This window comes from Nautilia abyssi, assembly GCF_055388085.1.
This window is the reverse complement of record NZ_AP042376.1, coordinates 689,730-708,817: the sequence shown is the minus strand read 5'-3', so window position 1 is coordinate 708,817 and position 19,088 is coordinate 689,730. Positions and strand designations below refer to the sequence as shown.

Genomic DNA, 19,088 nt, shown 5'->3' with positions numbered 1-19,088 from the left:
TATTTTAAGGAGAGTTGATGATTTACAGTGAAGCGAGAGAGAAATTTGAAAAGCTTTTTAATAATGAATTAAGCGAGGAAGAAGCGAAAAATCTTCTTGTAAGTTTATACGAAAAAGGTGAAGAGGCAGCTGAGATTGCGGCGGCGGCGGATGTAATGAGGGAACACAGTATTAAACTTCCGGTAAGCGAAGAGCTTAGGGAGAAATTAATAGACGTAGTCGGAACGGGAGGAGACAAATCCAACAGCTTTAATATATCATCCACAACGGCTTTATTATTAGCGGCGGCAGGGAGCTATGTCGCTAAACACGGAAACAGAAGCATAACTTCCAAATCAGGAAGCGCCGACATGCTTGAAGCTCTCGGAATCAATCTGAATTTGAGCCCGGAAAATCAGGTGAAAATGTTGGAAGAGGTCGGATTTACGTTTATATTTGCGATTAACCATCATCCTGCAATGAAATATATTATGCCGATAAGAAAATCCCTGCCTCACAGAACAATATTCAATATTTTAGGTCCGCTGACCAATCCTGCAGGGGTCAGAAAATATCTTTTAGGCGTTTTTTCACCGGATTTTGTTGAAAAAATCGCAGCGGCGCTCAGTTTAATGGACGTAAAAAGCGCTATGGTCGTAAGCTCTTTAGACGGAATGGATGAAATAAGCGTGGAAGAACCTACAAAAGCCGTTTATTATAACGGTATCACTCTTAAAGACATGCTTATCAGACCGGAAAGTTTCGGTCTTAAAGGCAGGAAAGAAAATCTTATAGGAGGAGACGCCCCGGAAAATGCGAAGATCACCAGAGGAATCTTAAGCGGTGAGATAAAAGACGACAAAAGAAAAGCCGTACTGTTAAACGCCGCAGCGGCATTATATGTAGACGGCAAGGTTAATTCGATGGAAGACGGTACAGCTATGGCCGCTGAGGTTATAGACAGCGGAAAAGCGTTGAAACATCTTGAAAAAATTATTGAAATCAGCAATAAACTGAATTGAAAATGGAGAATGGAGAATTGAAAATAGAGGTAAACAGTTTAGAAGATTTGAATAAAGTTACGGAATGTATAAAAAAGAGCGGTAAAAATATTGTAATCCTCAGCGGAACGCTCGGAAGCGGAAAAACAACGCTTGTTAAGGAGTTTGTAAAGAACGAAGGGTTAAACGACACTGTTACATCTCCTACATTCGCTATTCAGAATATATACGCCGACACTGTATACCATTATGACTTGTATAACAAGGGAAGCGGGGAGTTTTTGGCTCTCGGGATGCTTGAAGAGCTGGAAAAAGACGGATGGCATTTTCTGGAATGGGGAGAAGGGCTTGAAGAAGTTTTAAAAACGTACGGACTTGATTATTTGAAAATAAAAATTACGATAGACGGTAATAAAAGGGTGTATGAATGTCTAAATTAGTTGCGGAAAATTTAAAAAAAGCATTTAAAAAAACACTTATAATAAAAGGCGTTTCCCTAAATGTAAGAAGAGGAGAAGTTGTAGGACTGCTCGGTCCGAACGGTGCAGGGAAAACGACTTCGTTTTATCTTATCTGCGGTCTTTTACAGCCTGATGAGGGCAGGGTTCTGATGGACGGTAAAGATATTACGAAACTGCCTCTGCATAAAAAAGCGAGGCTCGGTATAGGATATCTTCCTCAGGAGAGTTCGGTATTCAGGGATCTAAGTGTTGAGGACAATCTTTATATAGTGGCCGAACAGTATTATGATAAGAAAACTCAAAACGAAATAGTTGAAGATCTGCTTGAAAAATTCAATATTGAGCCTATAAGAAAAAGAAAAGGAATAAATCTCAGCGGAGGGGAAAGAAGAAGGGTTGAGATTGCCAGAGCGCTTGTACCCAAACCTAAATTTCTGTTTTTGGACGAACCGTTTGCCGGTGTCGACCCCGTAAACGTTAATGATATTAAAAATCTCGTAGAACTGCTGGCTAAAGAAAATATCGGTGTAATTATCACCGATCATAACGTCAGAGAAACCCTTTCCATATGCCACAGGGCATATGTGTTAAAAGACGGTATGATTTTAACACACGGAGACGCCGAACATATCGTTAATCATCCGGAAGTAAAAAAATCTTATTTGGGGGAAGATTTTAAACTATGAAGTTAAAGACAAAAGTAACAAACAAACTTTCCACAAAACTTCTCGGTTTTTTGCCTATACTAAAAGCCGGTGTTGACGAGCTTTTTGAAGAAATAAAAGAAATAAGCAAAGAAAATCCGTATATTGAAGTCAGAAATAAAAGATTTGTTACCGTCAGTAATTTGAAAAACGCAAACGCCGATGAAATAGAAGCTTTGACACTCAGTGAAGAAACGCTGTATGAAGCGCTGCTTAAACAGATTGAAGAATCCAATCTTTTTCCGACCGAAAAATCTAAAAAAATTGCGTATGAAATAATAGAAGACATTAACAGCGAAGGGTTTTTTGAAGGGGATGAGAAGGAAATAGCAAAAAGGCTCGGTGTCGACAGTGAGAAGGTCAGAAAAATCAGAGAAAGATTTATGTATCTAAACCCCGCAGGCGTCGGAGCAAAGGATTTAAAAGAAAGCATGTATTTTCAGCTTCAAAACATTGATATGCCTGAAGACGTTTACAAACTGGCAACAGAGATGATAATGTATCTTGAAAGAATAGACAAATTTACGGAGGAGCCTAAGTATCAAGAAGCCATGAAAATTATCAAACAGCTCAAAGTCGTTCCGGCCATGGAGTATATTAAAGATGAGGAAATAATACCTGAAATTATAGTTTTAAATATTGACGGGGAGCTGGAAATAAGAATAAACGACGAGCATTATCCGGAAATAAACGTAAAAGATCCGGAAAATAAAAACAGTTTTTCAAAAGAAAAGTTTAAAGAAGCGAGAAATATAATAGATGCGCTTGAAATGAGAAAAGCCACTCTTAAAAAAATAGCTCTTATGATAGTGGAGCTTCAGTATGAGTTTTTTCAGGGCGGGATTATAAAACCTATGAAAATTAAAGACCTCGCAGATGAACTTGAATATGCGCCTTCTACGATAAGCAGGGCGATTTCAAATAAATATCTTCTTTGTGACAGAGGTATAATTCCTTTAAAAAACTTTTTCTCGGTAGCGCTTGACGAAGATACTTCTTCCAATCAGATTAAAGAAGAAATAAAAAGCCTTATAAAAAACGAAGACAAAAACAAACCTTTAAGCGATGACAAACTAACTGAAATTATTAATCAGAAATATAATTTGAACCTCGTAAGACGTACGATATCCAAATACAGGGATCAGCTTAAAATCCCGACAAGCAGGGAAAGAAAAAGAATTTATAAAGTCGGAGGCGAAATAAGCTTTTAATCTTCGTTTCTAATTATAAGACTTGCTGGAAGGTTCAGTTTTTTAATAATTTCTTCTTCTTTTTTTCTCATTTCTCCATTGTCTGTTTCGTGATCGTATCCCAAAAGATGTAAAAGTCCGTGTAAAAAAAGCAGTTTGATTTCATCATCTGTGTCATGACCGAACTCTTCTGCGCCTTTTTTTGCCGTGTCTATTGAAATTACAATACTGCCAAGCGGCATACCAGGCATATCTTCAAGAGGAAAGCTGAGTACGTCCGTTGCTTTGTCCTTGTTTCTGAACTGTCTGTTTATTTCTTTTATTTCATCATCGTCTGTTAAAATAAGCTCGATATCTCTGTCTGTGAGCAAATTGTAAATATCGTTTAGTTTATTTGTATCAAATTCGTAAGACGTTCTGTTGTCGAAATCTATCATTAAGGAGCCTTTTTTAGTAAAATTATAATAAAAAATTATTGATTAAAAATTTTCATAAGAATTATTTTTTTCAAACGGCTTCACTACGGTACCCGAAATCATAGATTTCGACCGTAACGTTGCAGATGTTTTCTCAAAATAATTTTATGCAAAATTCAAGAAAAGGCGGCAAATGAAAAAAGCGGTAGTCATATTAAGCGGCGGTATGGATTCCACGACTGCGGCGTTTATAGCAAAAAGCGAAGGTTACGAGATAATTCCCGTGCACTTTAATTACGGGCAGAGAACCGAAAAAAGAGAGCTTAAAGCCTTTAACGACATATGCGATTATTTAAATCTGGATAACAGATATATAATCGATATACCGTTTTTTAAGCAGATAGGCGCCAGCGCTCTTGTGGATGAGAATATTGATGTTCCTGTTGACGGGGTCAAACCCGGTATTCCTGTAACATACGTGCCTTTTAGAAACGGTATTTTTCTTTCCATAGCAGCGGCAATAGCGGAGAAAGAAGGAGCAGACGCCATATATATCGGTGTAGTAGAAGAGGACTCCAGCGGGTATCCGGACTGCAGGGAAGATTTTATACAAAATATGCAAAATGCTATTAATTCCGGAACAAAACCCGAAACGAAAATAGAAATAAAAACGCCTCTTGTGCATCTTAAAAAAGAAGATATTGTAAAAACCGCAATAGAATACGGAGTGCCTCTGAATCTTACCTGGAGCTGTTATAAATACGAAGACGAAGCATGCGGGGTGTGCGACAGCTGCAGACTCAGGCTCAAAGGATTTGAAAAAGCCGGAAGCAAAGACCCTATACCTTATAAAACAAAATAATAAAAACAGTGTAAAAAGGAGAATTATGCAAAAGAAAATAGAAACCGTAAAAACGCTGCTTGACTCGCTCCCGTTTATCAGAAAGTTTTACGGAAAAACAATCGTGATTAAATACGGAGGAGCCGCTCAGATAGATGAAAAGTTGAAAGAATCATTTGCAATAGACATTCTTATGCTTTATATGGTAGGTATAAAACCCGTAATAGTTCACGGAGGCGGGAAAAGAATTACAGAAATTTTAACGGCTCTTAATGTTAAAACAGAATTTAAAGACGGCGTAAGGGTTACCACGGCCGAATCTATAAAAATAGCGGAAATGGTTTTAAGCGGAGAGATAAATAAAGAGATTGTAAATATGCTTAACCAGCACGGTGCAAAAGCCATAGGAATCAACGGTAAGGATATGAGTTTTATGAAAGCAAAATCACTTGTAGGCTATACCGGTGAAATTACCTCAATAGACGGCGTTTTTGTAAATAAACTTTTAAGCGAAAACCTTATACCTGTAATCGCGCCTATTGCGGCGGGAGACAGCGCCACACACCCGGGATATAATATAAACGCCGATACCGCCGCAAGTGAGATAGCCGCTGCCATCGGTGCAAAAAGGGTTATCTTTTTAACGGATACTCCGGGCGTTCTGGATAAAGATAAAAACTTAATAAGCTCTTTAAAAAAAGACGAAATAGAAAAACTGAAAAAAGACGGCACCATAGCCGGAGGAATGATACCTAAAGTTGACGCCGCCCTTAAAGCGGTGGAAAGAGGCGTTGAAAAAGCGCATATAATTGACGGAAGAATTGAACATTCAATACTTCTCGAATTATTGACAAGCGAAGGTATAGGTACTGAAATCAAGGAAAACTGATGCATTACATATGGACCGAGCTTTTTTTACTTTTTTTGACGGTGTTTGCAGCGAAAATAACAGCTAAAAAAACAAACAGCGTTGATGTTTTGTGGTTTATTATTTTCGGAGCGGTGCTTGGAAACCTCGGTCTTTTCAGCGGGGATCACAGATTAGAGTTTCTGGGTGAGATAGGTATAGTATTGGTAATGTTTGCTCTGGGATTTGAAGAAAATCTGAGCAATTTTTTAAAAGGTGTAAAAAAAGCCTGGGGAATAGCGGTCATCGGAGCGATTTTCCCTTTTTTAGCGGGATATTTCAGTGCGAAAATTTTTGGCTTTTCTTCCACGTCTGCGCTTATATGGGGGCTTACCATGACGGCTACGGCGGTTTCACTTACGATGGTGAGTTTAAAATCTTTAGGTCTTGAGAAAACGCCTGCGGCTACGGGAATTATGACAAGCGCAGTAGTTGATGACGTGTTGAGCCTTATAGGTGTGGCAGTACTGCTTCCTATAATTTTAAACGGACAAAACGGTGAGCTTTCGATTGATACGGTAAAACTTTTAAAAACGGTTCTTGATGTTGTACTTTTTTTCGGGTTTGTATTTTTGGTAGGAAGATTTATAGTCCCGCATAAAAGAGGTATAAGATATCTGTTTGTTGTAGAAAAGGGTCATTATGCCGTTTTGGGCGTATTTATACTTGTTTTTATGTTCGGAAGCGTTGCGCATATGCTTGGGTTTCATCCGGCGATAGGCGCATATTTTGCCGGACTTATTTTAAAAGCGGAATATTTCGGCGTGGGAAATCAAAACAGGGCAAAAGAGGTAGAAAAAATTACTTCAGTCATGGCGTATACAGTATTCGGGCCTGTTTTTTTTATTCTTTTGGGCGGAAAGATACTTTTTGATCCTACGGTGCTTGAACATGTGCTTTTTCCGACGCTTGCACTGTTTTTAAGCGTTCTTGTGCTGCAGATAGTGTCGGCGGCCGGTGCTGCAAAATATACGGGAGGTTATTCCACAAAAGACTCAATTCTTATAGGATTTGGTATGCTCGGGCGCGCTGAGCTTGCGTTTATTGTAATAAATATCGCTTTTGTACAGAATCATTTGATTACCAGGGAAGAATTTTATATACTCATGTTTACGACGTTTTTATTAAATATATCCGTACCTACGCTGTTAAAATGGTATAAACCGGTTTATCTTAAAAATAATATGTTAAAATAAACCAAAATCTAAAAGGAGAGAGTATGAAGTTTAAAGTAAAAAAGCCTATTCCGGGATTTGAAAACGTTGAAAAAGTGGAACTTTCCAAAGTTGACGACACTATAGCTGTATTGAAAGACGGAGAGGGAAGAGTTCTTTTTTCTTTGATTAATCCTTTTGCCCTGAGAGAGTATTCGTTTGACGTGCCTTCAGATGTAAAAGCCCTGCTGGATATAAACGAAAATTCTAAAATAGAAGTTTATAACAATATCGTAATGAAAGAGCCTGTTACCGAATCTATAGTTAATTTTAAAGCGCCTTTTTTATTCAATCTGGACAATCAGACCTGTGCTCAGGTTATTTTAGAAAATGAAACTTTTGAAAAAATGGGAGAATTTTTAAATTAATTCTTCCTTTGCTACAATTCCACTCCAAAACAATCTAAAGGACATATGTTGCCGCTTTCTAAACTTAATAAAGAACAGCTGCAGGCCGCAACGGCTGATCTTGGACACAATCTTGTAATAGCAAGCGCCGGAACAGGCAAGACTTCTACAATAGTGGGCAGAATAGCCTATCTGCTTCAAGAAGGGATAAAACCTGAAGAAATACTGCTTTTAACGTTTACGAACAAAGCCGCAAACGAAATGAAAGAAAGGGTCGGAAGTTTTTTACCGGAGGCCAAAAATATTGAAGCGGGCACGTTCCACGCCGTAAGTTACAGATGGCTTAAAAGGCTTAATAAAAATATCGTTTTAAAACAGCCTAAAGATTTGAAAATACTGTTTAAATCTATTTATGACAAACGCGATTTTTTGCGAATAAGAGGCGAGGAAAAGCCTTACAGTTCCAATTATCTGTTTGATCTGTATTCGCTTTTTTTAAATTCCAACTCGGATGATTTTAGTGAATGGCTTGCTCAAAGAGCCCCTTTGCAGGAAGAGTATGCACTGGTTTATGAGAGTATATTCGATGAATATGAGGAAATTAAAAAAGCGCACGGGTTGGTTGATTTCAATTCGCTTTTGATTAGAATGATTGAAGAGCTTAAAAACGGTATTGAAGTGCCGTTTAAAGAAGTGCTTGTGGATGAATACCAGGATACAAACCCCCTGCAAAACGAACTGATTGAAAGCATCAAACAAAGTTCGCTTTTTTGTGTAGGTGATTATGACCAGAGTATTTATGCCTTTAACGGAGCCGACATAAGTATTATTTCCACTTTTGACAAACGCTATCCTGATGCGAACGTTTTTACCCTTAAGAAAAATTACAGAAGTTACGGCGAAATTCTGGAAATTGCAAATAAAGTAATAGCGAATAATCCGAGAATTTATCCTAAAAATCTGGAAGTTACCAGGGGATTTTCCGGAGAATGGCCTAAAGTGCTTTATTATAACGATACTTTTGAGGAATACAGGGATGTTGCAAACAGAATTCTTAATTCAAGCGTCAGCAGGGACGAAATAGCCGTGCTGTTCCGTAATAATTCAAGTGCAGACGCGATAGAGGCAATGCTTAGGGAAAAAGGAATTGAGTGCAGAAGAAAAGGCGGGGTCAGCTTTTTTGATTCCAGAGAGATAAAAATCACGCTGGATATACTGACTTTCATTGTTAATCCAAAAGATATTATGGCGTTTATACATATTTTTGAATACGCAAAAGGAGTCGGAAGCGCTATAGCGAATGAAATATTTGAAGCATTGATGACTCTGGGAGACGGAGACGCAAAAAAAGGCTTTTTAAATCCTGACCTTTCAAAAAAGGTGTTTACAAAGAAAAAAACCTCATACCAGCTGGGGCTGTTTGACGATTTTGCCCAGCTTGGAAGCGTAAGCAAGTTTAAAAGCGTAGGAATGGATGAAGTGTTCCTGGCAAACCCGATACTGAAACATCCGAAGCTTTCTGTTGAAGGAGGGGAGTTTTTATATAATTTTTATAAGCTGCTAAAAAGATTAAATAAACTTAAAAATCCGCATTCCGTTTTTAATGAAATTATTGCCAGCAAAACGTTTAAACATATAATACAGAATATTGCAAAAGAAAGAAGCAAAGATAAAAACGGTAAAATAACTGAAGAAAAATATCTTGAAGCTCTTGAAAAAATAGAAAATAAAGTTAAGGTTTTAGGCAATCTTTTGAGAAATTACAACGATTTGGAAAAATTTTTAAACGCTATGGTTTTAGGAGCAAATGAAATGAGCGAGGGAAGGGGGGTTAACCTTCTGACTGTTCATGCGAGCAAAGGCCTTGAATTTAAAGAAGTTTATCTTGTGGATTTGATGGAAAAAAGATTTCCCAACATAAAACTTTCAAAACCGGCAGGCGGTATTGAAGAAGAGAGGCGACTGTTTTATGTGGCCGTTACAAGGGCAAAAGACAGGCTGTTTTTATGTCTTGCCAAAAATGACAGAATCAGAAATCTCTCTTACGAACCTAGCAGGTTTTTAAGCGAAGCAGGTTATAAAATAGAAGTAAAATAAAAAACTGAATATAAATTCACTATAATTAAGTGAAGTTTAAGTTTCAATGAATATAATAAAGAAAATCATTTTGAAAAATGAAATCAAGGATCTAAATTGAAAGTGACAAGATTACTGCTGCTGCTGGTTTTCGTATCGTCTTTGTTTGCTTTAAGCCCTTATGTCAAAGGATACAGAGACTATATCAGATACATTAAATACAGCTCCGGAAGAGAATTGAAATCTCCTTATCTGTTAAGGAAGCTGAATATTGTAACTCCTGAAGAGTTAAACAAATATTTTGAAAACAACGCAACGCTGTTATTAAAAAAAGTTGAAAAAATTAATCCTAAAATCGCCGAGGGAATTAAAAAAATTATAAAAAAAGGCGATTTGAAAGACTTAAAAGTCTTTTGGAACAGTATTATCAACGGTAAAATACCTCCCGGCTGAATGTAAAAATCAAGTGCACAGGCTGTGCATTAACTAAATATTGAGAGTTTCCTTCCTTTTTGCTACAATTCGCTTCAAAAAGGACTTTCTTGTCTCCTAATTATAAAGAAAATAACATTAAAAATGTACTTCACGGTTTTTTTCTTGCCATAGCAATGGCAGTGGCTGAACCGAGTACAATTTTGCCTCTGATCGTTCATCATTTCAGTCAAAGCGTTATTCTTGTGGGAGTGTTTGCTTCACTGCTTAGAGGAGGGGCGATTGCGGTACAGCTTTTTGCTGCTTTTTATGCTCAGGGATATAAAAAAGTAATGCCTTATATGAGAAAAGTCTTTCTTGCAAGGTTTATAAGCTGGTTTATGATAGGACTGGCTATTTTGCTTATCGGGGACAAAAATCCTGCTCTTACTCTGTGGGTGTTTGGAATCGGGCTGTTTATTTTCAGTTTTTCCGCAGGATTCGGAAGCATATATTTCAGTGAGATAATTGCAAAGATTTTCGATAAGACCGAACGCGGAAAATCTATGGCTAACAGACAGTTTTTTGCCGCGATAGCTTCAATAATAAGCGGAGGTATAGCAGGATGGGTGCTGAGTAATTTCGAACCTCCTAAAAGTTACGCATATCTTTTTATGATAAGCTCTTTTTTGCTCGGACTCGGTCTTTTGGCTTTCGCAACAATAAAAGAGCCTGTAAAAGAAAATATCAGACATAAAGAAGAAAGCTTTTGGAAGTTTTTAAAAAACGCTTTTAAGTTTTTAAAAATGGATAAAGCGCTTCAGATTCAGATAGTGACTATTTTGTTCAGCTACTCTTTTCTTTTTGCTTTTCCTTTTGTAATTCTTAAAGCAAATCAGACCATACATCTGACAGGATGGCTTATAGGGGGGTTTGTTACCATACAGATGCTTGGAGCGCTGATCGGAAATCTTGTCTGGAAAAAACTGGCGCCGGAATATAAAAAAATTATAATTTTGGCTTTTATAAGTATAATCCTTGCTTTTGCGGTGGCTTTATTTGCAAAAAATGCGTATATGTATGCGCTTGTGTTTTTTTTAATAGGTTTTGCAATGGACGGATTTAAAATCAGCGGGTTAAATCTGTTATTTGAAATAGCCCCCGAAGATAAAAGACCGATATATGTAGCTTTGCAGAACAATCTGACATCCATTGGTCTGTTTTTTGCAATTCCGGGCGGGTTTATCCTTGAGAAGTTCGGATATAACGTGCTGTATATTTTTACAATAGTAATGCTTTTTATAGGACTGTTTTTCGCAACAAGGCTTAAAGCTGTATAATGAACGAAATCATTTCTTGGATTGTGGCAACTGTGGGAGATATGGGGTATGCGGGAATATTTATAATGATGTTTTTAGAGAGCAGTTTTTTCCCTTTTCCAAGCGAAATTGTAATGGTGCCTGCGGGATATCTTGCCAGCAGGGGTGATATGAACATTGTTTTTGCCGTATTAACCGGAACTGCAGGATCCGTCGCAGGAGCGTGGTTTAATTATCTTTTGGCTGCCAGCGCAGGCAGAAAAGCCGTATCTAAATTTTTAAAAGAACACCATTTGAATAAAATTGAAAAATTTTTTGAACAGCACGGAGAGATATCCACATTTAACGGGAGACTGATTCCGGGCATCAGACAGTATATATCTTTTCCGGCCGGACTTGCTAAAATGCATCCGGCAAAATTTACTTTTTATACAGCGCTTGGAGCAGGGATCTGGGTTACTGTTTTGGCTCTTCTGGGATATTATATAGGAGAAAACCAGCAGCTTATACACAGATATTTAAGAGAAATTACTTTAGCTCTTATAATTTTACTGCTGCTTGGCACTGTAATATATATTAAGAGGAAAAAATGATAGAGCTTGAGTTTAAACATCTTTTTTTAGACATAAATCTTCGTGCTGAAGACAGTTTTAGCATTTTAGGCCCTAACGGCAGCGGAAAAAGTATTCTTTTGAAAGTAATAACACACGAGCTGTATCCTCAAAAACTTGTAAAACGCAATATTTTCGGAAATAAACTTACATTAAACGAAGCAAGAAAAATATTCGGTGTTGTAAACAGCGATTTGGAGTATTTTTACAAAAACGAAGATATTACCATATACGATGCAGTTATTTCAGCGTTTAAAGAAGCGTTGGTAGTATATAAATTTTTTGATTTTACAGATTATGAAAAAGAAAAAACCGAGCAGCTTTGCAGGATGTTTAAAATTAACGCCTCACAAGATGTTTCCACTCTTTCTTTGGGAGAATTAAAAAAGGTTTTAATAGCAAGAGCGCTTATACACGATCCTGAAATTATCTGTCTTGACGAACCTACAAACGGTCTTGATATTAAAGCCAGATATCAGTTTTATGATTTAATACGGGAACTGGATAAAAAACTGATTTTAATTACCCATAATTTCGACGAGGTTTTAAAAAATAAAAAAATATTTATGTTAAAAAACGGTCGTATTGTAAAAGAGACTTTTGAATTGAAAAAAAGCGATTTGAGTTATCTGTTTGATATAGAAGAAGAAAAAATAAGATTATGAAAGAGGATTAGTCTTCCCATCCTCTTCCGAATCTCCCGAAGCCTTGGCCTCTGCCAAAACCAAATCCCTGGCCTCTTCCGAATCCGAAACCTCTTCTTCCAAATCCCTGTCCTCTTCCAAGTCCTGCTCTTCTTCCAAAACCTTGTCCTCTGCCAAAACCGAAACCTTGTCCTCTTCCGAAACCGTAACCTCTTGATGCCCTTCTTGGAAAATCAAAAGCTTCTGAATTGTACTGAGTATTCATTTCTCCCTCCTTGATATCGTTAATTATTTCATCGATATTTTTTTTATCAGTGATAACATATCCGATACCTTCGGCTTCAAGGTTTCTGATCATTCCTTCTCCGAATTCGTCAGAAACAAGCACGTCAACACCCGCTTCTGCTAACAGAGGAGGAATTATTCTGCCTGTTCCGAAACCTCTGCTGCCTTCAGGCAGGTCTTTTAAATTAATGTGTTCTTCCTGAATTTTCTCCATTACAGGATTTGTGATATAAAACTGTTCGTTTGTATCGGTGTCTATTACTAAAAACCCTTTGCATAATCCTATATGCGGTGAAAGTGTTTTTTTATTGTTTGTAGGTATTGCTATTCTCATTTTACCCTCCTTAAAAGTTTTTTTATATTAATTCTATTGATTTGCCATTTATAATGGCATCGGCTATTTTAGCCCTTGCATTGCTTAAAATTCTTCCGAATGTCGGTCTTGAAACTTCCATTTTGCTGGCTGCTTCTTCTTGATAAAGACCTTCAAGATCGGCAAGTCTGATTGCTTCTAATTCGTCTTTCGTTAAAGTTACGGTTTGTAAATCATGTGCCGGAATTCCGCACGGTTTAAAACAGATATTGTTAAAATTTCCCCTGATACGTCTTCTGATTCTTCTTGGCATTTAAACCTCCTTGAACATATGCTCAATGAAATTATACAACTTTTTTGAACATATGTCAATATATTTTGATAATTTTATCTTATAATTGCTAAATGAAAATAATTTTTTGTTATACTTCGATCGATTTGATAATTTTTAAGGAGATAAATTTATGGCTAAAAAAGTTTTAATATTAGGCGGCGGATTTGCAGCTTTGGAAAGTGCGATATGGCTTAAAAAATATGGCTTTGATGTGACTGTTATCACAAACAGAAAATATATGTATGTATATCCTATTTCTATTTGGATTCCTACCGGTGAATATACTTTTGAAGACTGTATCATTGACTGGGAGGATTTGAGAAAAGTCCACGGTTTTGAGGTTAAATACAATAAAGTTGAAAAAATAGATATTAAAAATAAAAAAGTTGTATGTGAAAACGAGCAGCAGCAGTGCGAGTTTGACTATCTTATAATCGCCATCGGTGCTGATAAAGTCAAACATAAAGGGAGTGAACATTTTCTGTCTATATGCGGTGCTCCTGAAGAATCTCTTAAAATAAAAGAAAAACTTGACGAACTCATAAAAAGGGGGCATGGAAAGCTGACATTCGGATTTGGCGGAAATCCTAAAGACCCTAGTAACGTAAGAGGCGGTCCTGCTTTTGAGCTTATGTTTAACGTACATAATAAATTGAAAAAACTTGGAATAAGAGACAAATTCGAAATAACATTTTTTGCACCGATGCCTAAACCGGGCGCAAGAATGGGACAAAAAGCGCTGGAAATTATGGATATGTGGTTTGAAAGACTTAATATCAAACAGGTCAAAGGCAAAAAAATTACTGAGTTTGTTGAAGACGGAATCATTTTTGAAGACGGAAGCAAACTTGAAAGTGATTTAACAATGTTTATTCCGGCCGGAAACGGTCCGGAGCTGTTTAAAGATACAGGTCTTCCGTTAAATGAAGCCGGATTTATAAAAGTTAACGAATACTGCGAGGTTAATCATGATTTTGACGAAACAAGCAGCGACGTTTTTCCTATTTTTGCAATAGGCGACAGTGCGGCGATAGACGGTCCCGACTGGAGGGCTAAACAGGGACATTTAGCCGAAGTAATGGCAAGGGTTACCGCATTTAATATTAAAATGATGGAAGAAGGAAAAGAAATCAGAAAAGAATATATTTCTCATATTAATATTTTATGTGTAATGGACAGCGGTGACGGTGCAGCGTTTGTTTTCAGAAACAATAAAAGAGCAATACTAATTCCTCTGCCTATCATCGGACACTGGATGAAAAAAGGGTGGGGTTGGTATTTCAAAAATTCAAAATTAAACAGATTTCCTAGAATTCCGGGAATGTAGGAAATCAGATAACTTTTTCTATTTCTTTTTCATCAGTAAGCTTGTATTTTATATTATAAACTTCCAGATTATCAAGCATTCCTTCGCCTAGTTTCTGTGCAATTAAAAGCTCTACATCATAATTTTTAAGCAGGGGAGGGATTATCTCTCCTGTATGAAGAGCGTTTTCACCGCAGTCTCTTTTTTTAATATGTTTTTCTTTAACTATGTCAAACATAGGGTTGTTTATCAGTTTTTTTTGTTTTGTTTCTGTATCGTAAAGTAAAAAATATTTGCAAAAAGGAATAAATTCACAAATAGTTTTTTCATTTGAAGTCGGAACTGCGATTTTCATTTCATTCCTCCAATGCTTTTTTTAGATTATTACAAGCAATTGTAGCACGATTTTGAAGAAAAATATCTGTTACAGTGTCTGTATAGTTTGATTTTTCTATATTTATTTCGATAATAGAGGCTCCGTTTTGTTTAGCGATTAGAGGAATCTGGCTTGCCGGCTGAATTTCTCCGGTTGTACCGATTACAATCATACAGTCGCAGTTTTGTGCAAGCTCAAGAGAGTTTTCCAGAGCTTTTTTAGGGATAGGTTCTTTAAAAAAAACAAAATTCGGCTTTAAAACTCCCCAGCATTTAGGACACAGCGGAGGCAGATCGTTTAAATCTATATCTTTTGAATCGTATTTCTTAAAACAGTTCATACATACCAGATTTTTTGCGGTTCCGTGGAATTCTATTACGTTTTTGTTTCCGGCTTCCTGATGGAGATTATCAATATTCTGTGTTATTACTGCTTCTAAAAGCCCCTTTTTTTCTAAATCCGCCAAAAAATAATGCGCGTCGTTCGGCTTAATATTTTGCATATAATCGTAAAAAATTTCTTTTATTTTTTCCCAGGCTTCTTTGGGATTTACGGTAAAATAATCTATATCTAGTATTTTTGGATCATATCTGCTCCAAAGTCCGTCAGGTCCTCTGAATGTAGGTATGCCGCTTTCTACTGAAATGCCGGCACCGGTAAAAGCGACGCATTTTTTGGAATTTTTTATTAATTCTGCAGCTTTTTTGTAATTATCCATTCTTATATTCCTTTATAAATATTAATTTAAAAATTTTAGCATAAATACAAATGTTAAATTATAAGACGGATTAGAAAATGAATAAAGTAAAGAAAGGAAAAAAGAGAGTGTTATTTTTTGTTTGCTATATCTTTTACCGCTCTGTATGCATGGTTAAATGCAAGTGCGATACTTCCCGCGCTTGTAACAACGTCACCGATTACATATAAACCTTCCACGTTGCTTTCCATTGTTTCTTCATTATATGCAGGCTCTCCCCATTCGTTAAGTTCGATACCGCTGTTTTTAAGAAAATCAACAGGGCTTGTTCCTCCAAGAGCATATACAACTCTGTCGTAAACTTCGCTTGTTCCGTCTTTAAAATTAACTTTTACTCTCGGAGGAGTTACGCCGTCTTCTTCATAAGGTTCAACGCTTTCAACGTCAACACCCAGTTTAGAGTGAAGTTTTCCTTCAGCTATGTATTTTTCTACTATTTCTTTGTTTGTAGGGTTCATTCTTGTGATTTCGGCTCTTCTGTAGTTTAGTGTTACGTCACATCCGATATTCATATCTACAAGTCCGTATGCATATTCTCCGGCTGTATCACCGCCACCTACTACCATTACTTTTTCACCAGGCTGAACTTTATCGAGGTTAAAATTAAGTCTAGGTCTGATTTTTCCAGGGAATTTATATCCAGGTTTGTTAGGTTTGCCCATTCTACCTATCGCGATAATTACTTTTTTTGCCTGAATTACGCCTAGTTCGTGGTCTGATCCGATTTCAAAAAGCCCGTTGTTGTTTTTTTCTACCGCATATACGTGATGATTATATTTGAATTTGTCAGCTACTCCGGCATCCTGGATTTTTTTCTCCATCTGCTCAAGGAATTCTTCTTTTGAACATTCTTCAAATGTAACGTTTCCTTCAAATTCGAATTTTTTACCCTGCCAGTCTTTATCCACTCTTTTGCCAGGTTTATAAAATTTTCTGATCATATCTGAATGATTGTCTGCTTTTTCCAAAACAATAACTTTTTCAATTCCTGCAAGTTTTGCTTCTATTACACTTGCAATTCCACCAGGCCCGGCACCTATTACCACTATGTCTAATACTTTATCTAAAGACATATAAACTCCTTTTTTATTTGAATTATAACGCACTATATTCGCATACAGACCTCTTTGTAACAATCAGCTATTTTCTAAATAAAAAAACGTGTAAAAAAGTAACACAAAAAAAAGAATTAGATAAAAACGCCAATATAAATGAATGTTTATTCACCATAAATACGATATTTTTGTTATTATTCTCTTAATTTGGTAAAATATTATATAAAAAAGGAAGCAGATGACTGATGTGTTACAAAAAGTAAAAGAGGCGTCCAGAGTAACTGCCACCCTTACAGGTGATGTAAAAAGAAAAGTATTAAATGAAATGGCTGAAGCTTTGATTGAAAACGCGGCAGAGATTATTGAAGAAAATAAAAAAGACCTTGAGTTTGCAAAATCAAACAATCTCTCATCCGCATTAATAGACAGACTTTTGCTTGATGAAAAAAGAGTAAACTCCATGGCTGAAGCGTTAAAAGATATTGCTAAGCTTAAAGACCCTGTGGGTAAAATCATAGACGGATGGAAGCTGGACAACGGTCTTAGAATTGAAAAGGTAAAAATACCTATCGGAGTTATAGGAATTATATATGAAAGCAGACCTAACGTAACAAGCGACGCCGCGGGGCTATGCTTTATGAGCGGAAACGCATGTATTCTTAAAGGCGGCAAGGAAGCCATGCATTCAAATATTTCAATAATAAATATTTTACAAAACGTATTAGAAAAAAATTCTCTTCCCAAAGAAGCGGTTTCACTGCTTCCGGATTATTCCAGAGAAGGTGTTTATAAACTTATCCAGGAAGATAAATATGTTGATTTGATAATTCCTAGAGGCGGGGAAAAACTGATTAAATTTGTAAGCGAAAATTCAAAAGTGCCCGTAGTCAAACATGATAAAGGGCTTTGTCATATTTATGTGCATAAAGACGCTAATATCGAAGAAGCGGTAAAAATCTGCGTAAACGCAAAAGTTCAGCGCCCGGGTGTATGTAATGCCGTTGAAACGCTTTTAATTGATAATGATATAAAAGATAAAATACTTCCAGAATTAAAAAAAGAGATGGAAAAAGAGGGTGTAGAGCTTAGAGGATGTGAGAAAACACTGGAAGTTATAAATATAAATAAAGCGGATGAAGAAGACTGGAATACTGAATATTTAGATAAAATTCTCTCTATAAAAATAGTCGGAGGGGTTGACGAGGCGATTGAACATATTGAAAAATACGGTTCAGGCCACAGTGATTCTATAATCACTGAAAACTATACGGCCAGCGAAGAGTTTTTAAACAGGGTTGACAGCGCGTGCGTATACGTAAACGCTTCAACAAGATTTACGGACGGAGGAGAGTTCGGTTTCGGTGCGGAAGTCGGAATATCGACCAATAAACTTCATGCCAGAGGTCCTATGGGAATTGATGATTTGACAACATATAAATATAAAATATACGGAAACGGCCAGATCAGAAAATAGCAGTGAAATGCCGTTTTGGCTGATTTTGTTAAACAAATAATAAATGATAAGGAGAATAAGTGGTAGCTATAGATTTAGGCAGCAACACAATCAGAGCCGTTAAATACGACTGTGCGACTCATACCAAACTGGACGAATTCGAAAGAATAGTCAAAACCGCCGATAAACTTGTTAAAACGGACGGTATAACGGATGAAGCAATACAAAGAGTTATTAATGCAATAAACGATATGAAGCAGAGATTTAATATGTCTGAAAACGAAAAAATCAGAGCCGTTGCGACTGAAGCGTTAAGAGCGGCCAAAAACAAAGATTATGTACTGGAAAAAATTAAAGAAAAAACCGGAATAGAATTTGAAATAATTTCTCCTCAGCAAGAAGCTGAATATACCGCCGTAGCAGTTGAAAAATGTCTGGAGAAATGTGATTATGTTAATTACAATCATTTTCTTTTGGTGGATATCGGAGGAGGAAGTACCGAAATTACCGTTAAAAATAAAGAAAACATCGTAAGTGAGAGTTTCAGGCTCGGAATTGTAACCATTACACAAAAACATAAAACTCCCGAAGCCATTAAATTTGCCGTTAAAAAGAAAGTAAAAGATATTAAAAACTTTCTTGACTTTGCTTTTAATACATTAAGAAAACCTAAACTTTTCGTTGCGAGCAGCGGAACGCCTACAACGCTTGCCGCTTTGAAACTCGGAATGAACTATTCCACTTACGACGGAAGCAGGGTTAACGGCACTATAGTTACTATGGAGGATCTGGATTACTGGGCTGAAAAACTAATGAAAATGGAAATGAAAAAAAGAGAAGAACTTGTGGGAGTCGGAAGAGGGGATTTGATTATCAGCGGTATTTATATATTTAAAGAAATATTCAAAATTGCGAAATTCAAAGAATGTGTGGTCTGTGACGACGGGCTCAGAGAAGGCGTTGCCATAGAAGAGTGTGAAAAAAATAAATAATAATATTCGGTATAAAATTGTATTTCAAAAGAATAATTCAAATTAAAATGAAAGAAAAATAAAAATAACAGCTAATTTGCTATAATTTCGACAAAA

The 19,088-nt window shown here is 36.5% G+C and carries 22 protein-coding genes; 16 read left to right on the top strand and 6 right to left on the bottom strand.

Going from position 1 to position 19,088, the window contains the following annotated elements:
- Nucleotides 1–17 precede the first annotated feature (17 nt).
- From trpD to ACZ5EP_RS03535, 4 genes are read left to right on the top strand one after another with little or no spacing between them, the layout of a single operon-like run.
- A complete protein-coding gene (trpD, locus tag ACZ5EP_RS03550; protein WP_464509463.1) occupies nt 18–1,001 on the top strand; it encodes an anthranilate phosphoribosyltransferase in 984 nt (327 codons plus the stop codon).
- Between the two features lie 2 nt (nt 1,002–1,003).
- Nucleotides 1,004–1,420 carry a tRNA (adenosine(37)-N6)-threonylcarbamoyltransferase complex ATPase subunit type 1 TsaE gene (tsaE, locus tag ACZ5EP_RS03545; RefSeq protein WP_464509462.1) on the top strand — a complete coding sequence of 139 codons (417 nt, stop codon included), beginning with the start codon at nt 1,004–1,006 and terminating at the stop codon, nt 1,418–1,420.
- The gene (gene lptB / locus ACZ5EP_RS03540) at nt 1,408–2,127 is read left to right on the top strand and encodes an LPS export ABC transporter ATP-binding protein (RefSeq protein ID WP_127680098.1); all 720 of its coding nucleotides are present in this window, start codon (nt 1,408–1,410) and stop codon (nt 2,125–2,127) included. The genes tsaE and lptB overlap by 13 nt, the downstream gene beginning before the upstream one ends.
- Nucleotides 2,124–3,356, top strand: coding sequence for an RNA polymerase factor sigma-54 (locus ACZ5EP_RS03535; RefSeq protein WP_127680100.1), 1,233 nt, complete (start codon nt 2,124–2,126; stop codon nt 3,354–3,356). The genes lptB and ACZ5EP_RS03535 overlap by 4 nt, the downstream gene beginning before the upstream one ends.
- Here ACZ5EP_RS03535 and ybeY read toward each other — a convergent pair.
- Nucleotides 3,353–3,772, bottom strand: a complete 420-nt coding sequence (gene ybeY / locus ACZ5EP_RS03530; protein WP_464509461.1) for an rRNA maturation RNase YbeY — start codon at nt 3,770–3,772, stop codon at nt 3,353–3,355. The two genes, ACZ5EP_RS03535 and ybeY, sit on opposite strands and share 4 nt — an antisense overlap.
- A gap of 172 nt (nt 3,773–3,944) precedes the next feature.
- Here ybeY and queC point away from each other — a divergent pair, with 172 nt between their 5' ends.
- The 9 genes from queC to ACZ5EP_RS03485 all read left to right on the top strand — a co-directional run bounded on the left by queC (nt 3,945) and on the right by ACZ5EP_RS03485 (nt 12,142).
- Complete coding sequence (gene queC / locus ACZ5EP_RS03525) at nt 3,945–4,613, top strand: 7-cyano-7-deazaguanine synthase QueC (RefSeq protein ID WP_127680105.1); 669 nt, start codon at nt 3,945–3,947, stop codon at nt 4,611–4,613.
- 25 nt (nt 4,614–4,638) lie between these two features.
- Nucleotides 4,639–5,481 (top strand): acetylglutamate kinase, encoded by an 843-nt coding sequence (gene argB, locus ACZ5EP_RS03520; RefSeq protein ID WP_464509460.1) that lies wholly within the window; start codon nt 4,639–4,641, stop codon nt 5,479–5,481.
- Entirely contained in the window at nt 5,481–6,695 is a 1,215-nt protein-coding gene (locus ACZ5EP_RS03515) for a cation:proton antiporter (RefSeq protein WP_464509459.1), read from the top strand. The genes argB and ACZ5EP_RS03515 overlap by 1 nt, the downstream gene beginning before the upstream one ends.
- Nucleotides 6,696–6,718: 23 nt before the next feature.
- On the top strand, nt 6,719–7,081 hold the full coding sequence (gene fliW, locus ACZ5EP_RS03510; RefSeq protein WP_464509458.1) for a flagellar assembly protein FliW: 363 nt from the start codon (nt 6,719–6,721) through the stop codon (nt 7,079–7,081).
- 48 nt (nt 7,082–7,129) lie between these two features.
- Complete coding sequence (locus ACZ5EP_RS03505) at nt 7,130–9,157, top strand: ATP-dependent helicase (protein ID WP_464509457.1); 2,028 nt, start codon at nt 7,130–7,132, stop codon at nt 9,155–9,157.
- A gap of 96 nt (nt 9,158–9,253) precedes the next feature.
- On the top strand, nt 9,254–9,589 hold the full coding sequence (locus ACZ5EP_RS03500) for a hypothetical protein (protein WP_127680112.1): 336 nt from the start codon (nt 9,254–9,256) through the stop codon (nt 9,587–9,589).
- 89 nt (nt 9,590–9,678) lie between these two features.
- The gene (locus ACZ5EP_RS03495; RefSeq protein ID WP_464509456.1) at nt 9,679–10,887 is read left to right on the top strand and encodes an MFS transporter; all 1,209 of its coding nucleotides are present in this window, start codon (nt 9,679–9,681) and stop codon (nt 10,885–10,887) included.
- Nucleotides 10,887–11,459 carry a DedA family protein gene (locus ACZ5EP_RS03490; protein WP_464509455.1) on the top strand — a complete coding sequence of 191 codons (573 nt, stop codon included), beginning with the start codon at nt 10,887–10,889 and terminating at the stop codon, nt 11,457–11,459. Before ACZ5EP_RS03495 ends, ACZ5EP_RS03490 begins: the two co-directional genes overlap by 1 nt.
- The gene (locus ACZ5EP_RS03485; protein ID WP_464509454.1) at nt 11,456–12,142 is read left to right on the top strand and encodes an ATP-binding cassette domain-containing protein; all 687 of its coding nucleotides are present in this window, start codon (nt 11,456–11,458) and stop codon (nt 12,140–12,142) included. The genes ACZ5EP_RS03490 and ACZ5EP_RS03485 overlap by 4 nt, the downstream gene beginning before the upstream one ends.
- A gap of 7 nt (nt 12,143–12,149) precedes the next feature.
- On the opposite strand, the gene ACZ5EP_RS03480 is transcribed toward ACZ5EP_RS03485, so the two are convergent.
- On the bottom strand, nt 12,150–12,740 hold the full coding sequence (locus ACZ5EP_RS03480; protein ID WP_464509453.1) for a NifB/NifX family molybdenum-iron cluster-binding protein: 591 nt from the start codon (nt 12,738–12,740) through the stop codon (nt 12,150–12,152).
- Nucleotides 12,741–12,762: 22 nt separating this feature from the next.
- Entirely contained in the window at nt 12,763–13,032 is a 270-nt protein-coding gene (locus ACZ5EP_RS03475) for a DUF134 domain-containing protein (RefSeq protein ID WP_127680122.1), read from the bottom strand.
- Between the two features lie 151 nt (nt 13,033–13,183).
- Here ACZ5EP_RS03475 and ACZ5EP_RS03470 point away from each other — a divergent pair, with 151 nt between their 5' ends.
- Entirely contained in the window at nt 13,184–14,380 is a 1,197-nt protein-coding gene (locus ACZ5EP_RS03470) for an NAD(P)/FAD-dependent oxidoreductase (protein ID WP_464509452.1), read from the top strand.
- 4 nt (nt 14,381–14,384) lie between these two features.
- Here the strand turns inward: ACZ5EP_RS03470 and ACZ5EP_RS03465 are convergent, their stop codons facing one another.
- The 3 genes from ACZ5EP_RS03465 to ACZ5EP_RS03455 all read right to left on the bottom strand — a co-directional run bounded on the left by ACZ5EP_RS03465 (nt 14,385) and on the right by ACZ5EP_RS03455 (nt 16,565).
- The gene (locus ACZ5EP_RS03465; RefSeq protein ID WP_127680126.1) at nt 14,385–14,714 is read right to left on the bottom strand and encodes a NifB/NifX family molybdenum-iron cluster-binding protein; all 330 of its coding nucleotides are present in this window, start codon (nt 14,712–14,714) and stop codon (nt 14,385–14,387) included.
- A gap of 1 nt (nt 14,715) precedes the next feature.
- Nucleotides 14,716–15,453 (bottom strand): NAD-dependent protein deacylase, encoded by a 738-nt coding sequence (locus ACZ5EP_RS03460; RefSeq protein ID WP_464509451.1) that lies wholly within the window; start codon nt 15,451–15,453, stop codon nt 14,716–14,718.
- Between the two features lie 110 nt (nt 15,454–15,563).
- Nucleotides 15,564–16,565 (bottom strand): NAD(P)-binding domain-containing protein, encoded by a 1,002-nt coding sequence (locus tag ACZ5EP_RS03455; protein WP_464509449.1) that lies wholly within the window; start codon nt 16,563–16,565, stop codon nt 15,564–15,566.
- Nucleotides 16,566–16,785: 220 nt separating this feature from the next.
- On the opposite strand from ACZ5EP_RS03455, the gene ACZ5EP_RS03450 reads away from it, so the two are divergent.
- The gene (locus ACZ5EP_RS03450; protein WP_464509448.1) at nt 16,786–18,021 is read left to right on the top strand and encodes a glutamate-5-semialdehyde dehydrogenase; all 1,236 of its coding nucleotides are present in this window, start codon (nt 16,786–16,788) and stop codon (nt 18,019–18,021) included.
- Between the two features lie 59 nt (nt 18,022–18,080).
- On the top strand, nt 18,081–18,992 hold the full coding sequence (locus ACZ5EP_RS03445; RefSeq protein WP_464509446.1) for a Ppx/GppA phosphatase family protein: 912 nt from the start codon (nt 18,081–18,083) through the stop codon (nt 18,990–18,992).
- Nucleotides 18,993–19,088: the final 96 nt, after the last annotated feature.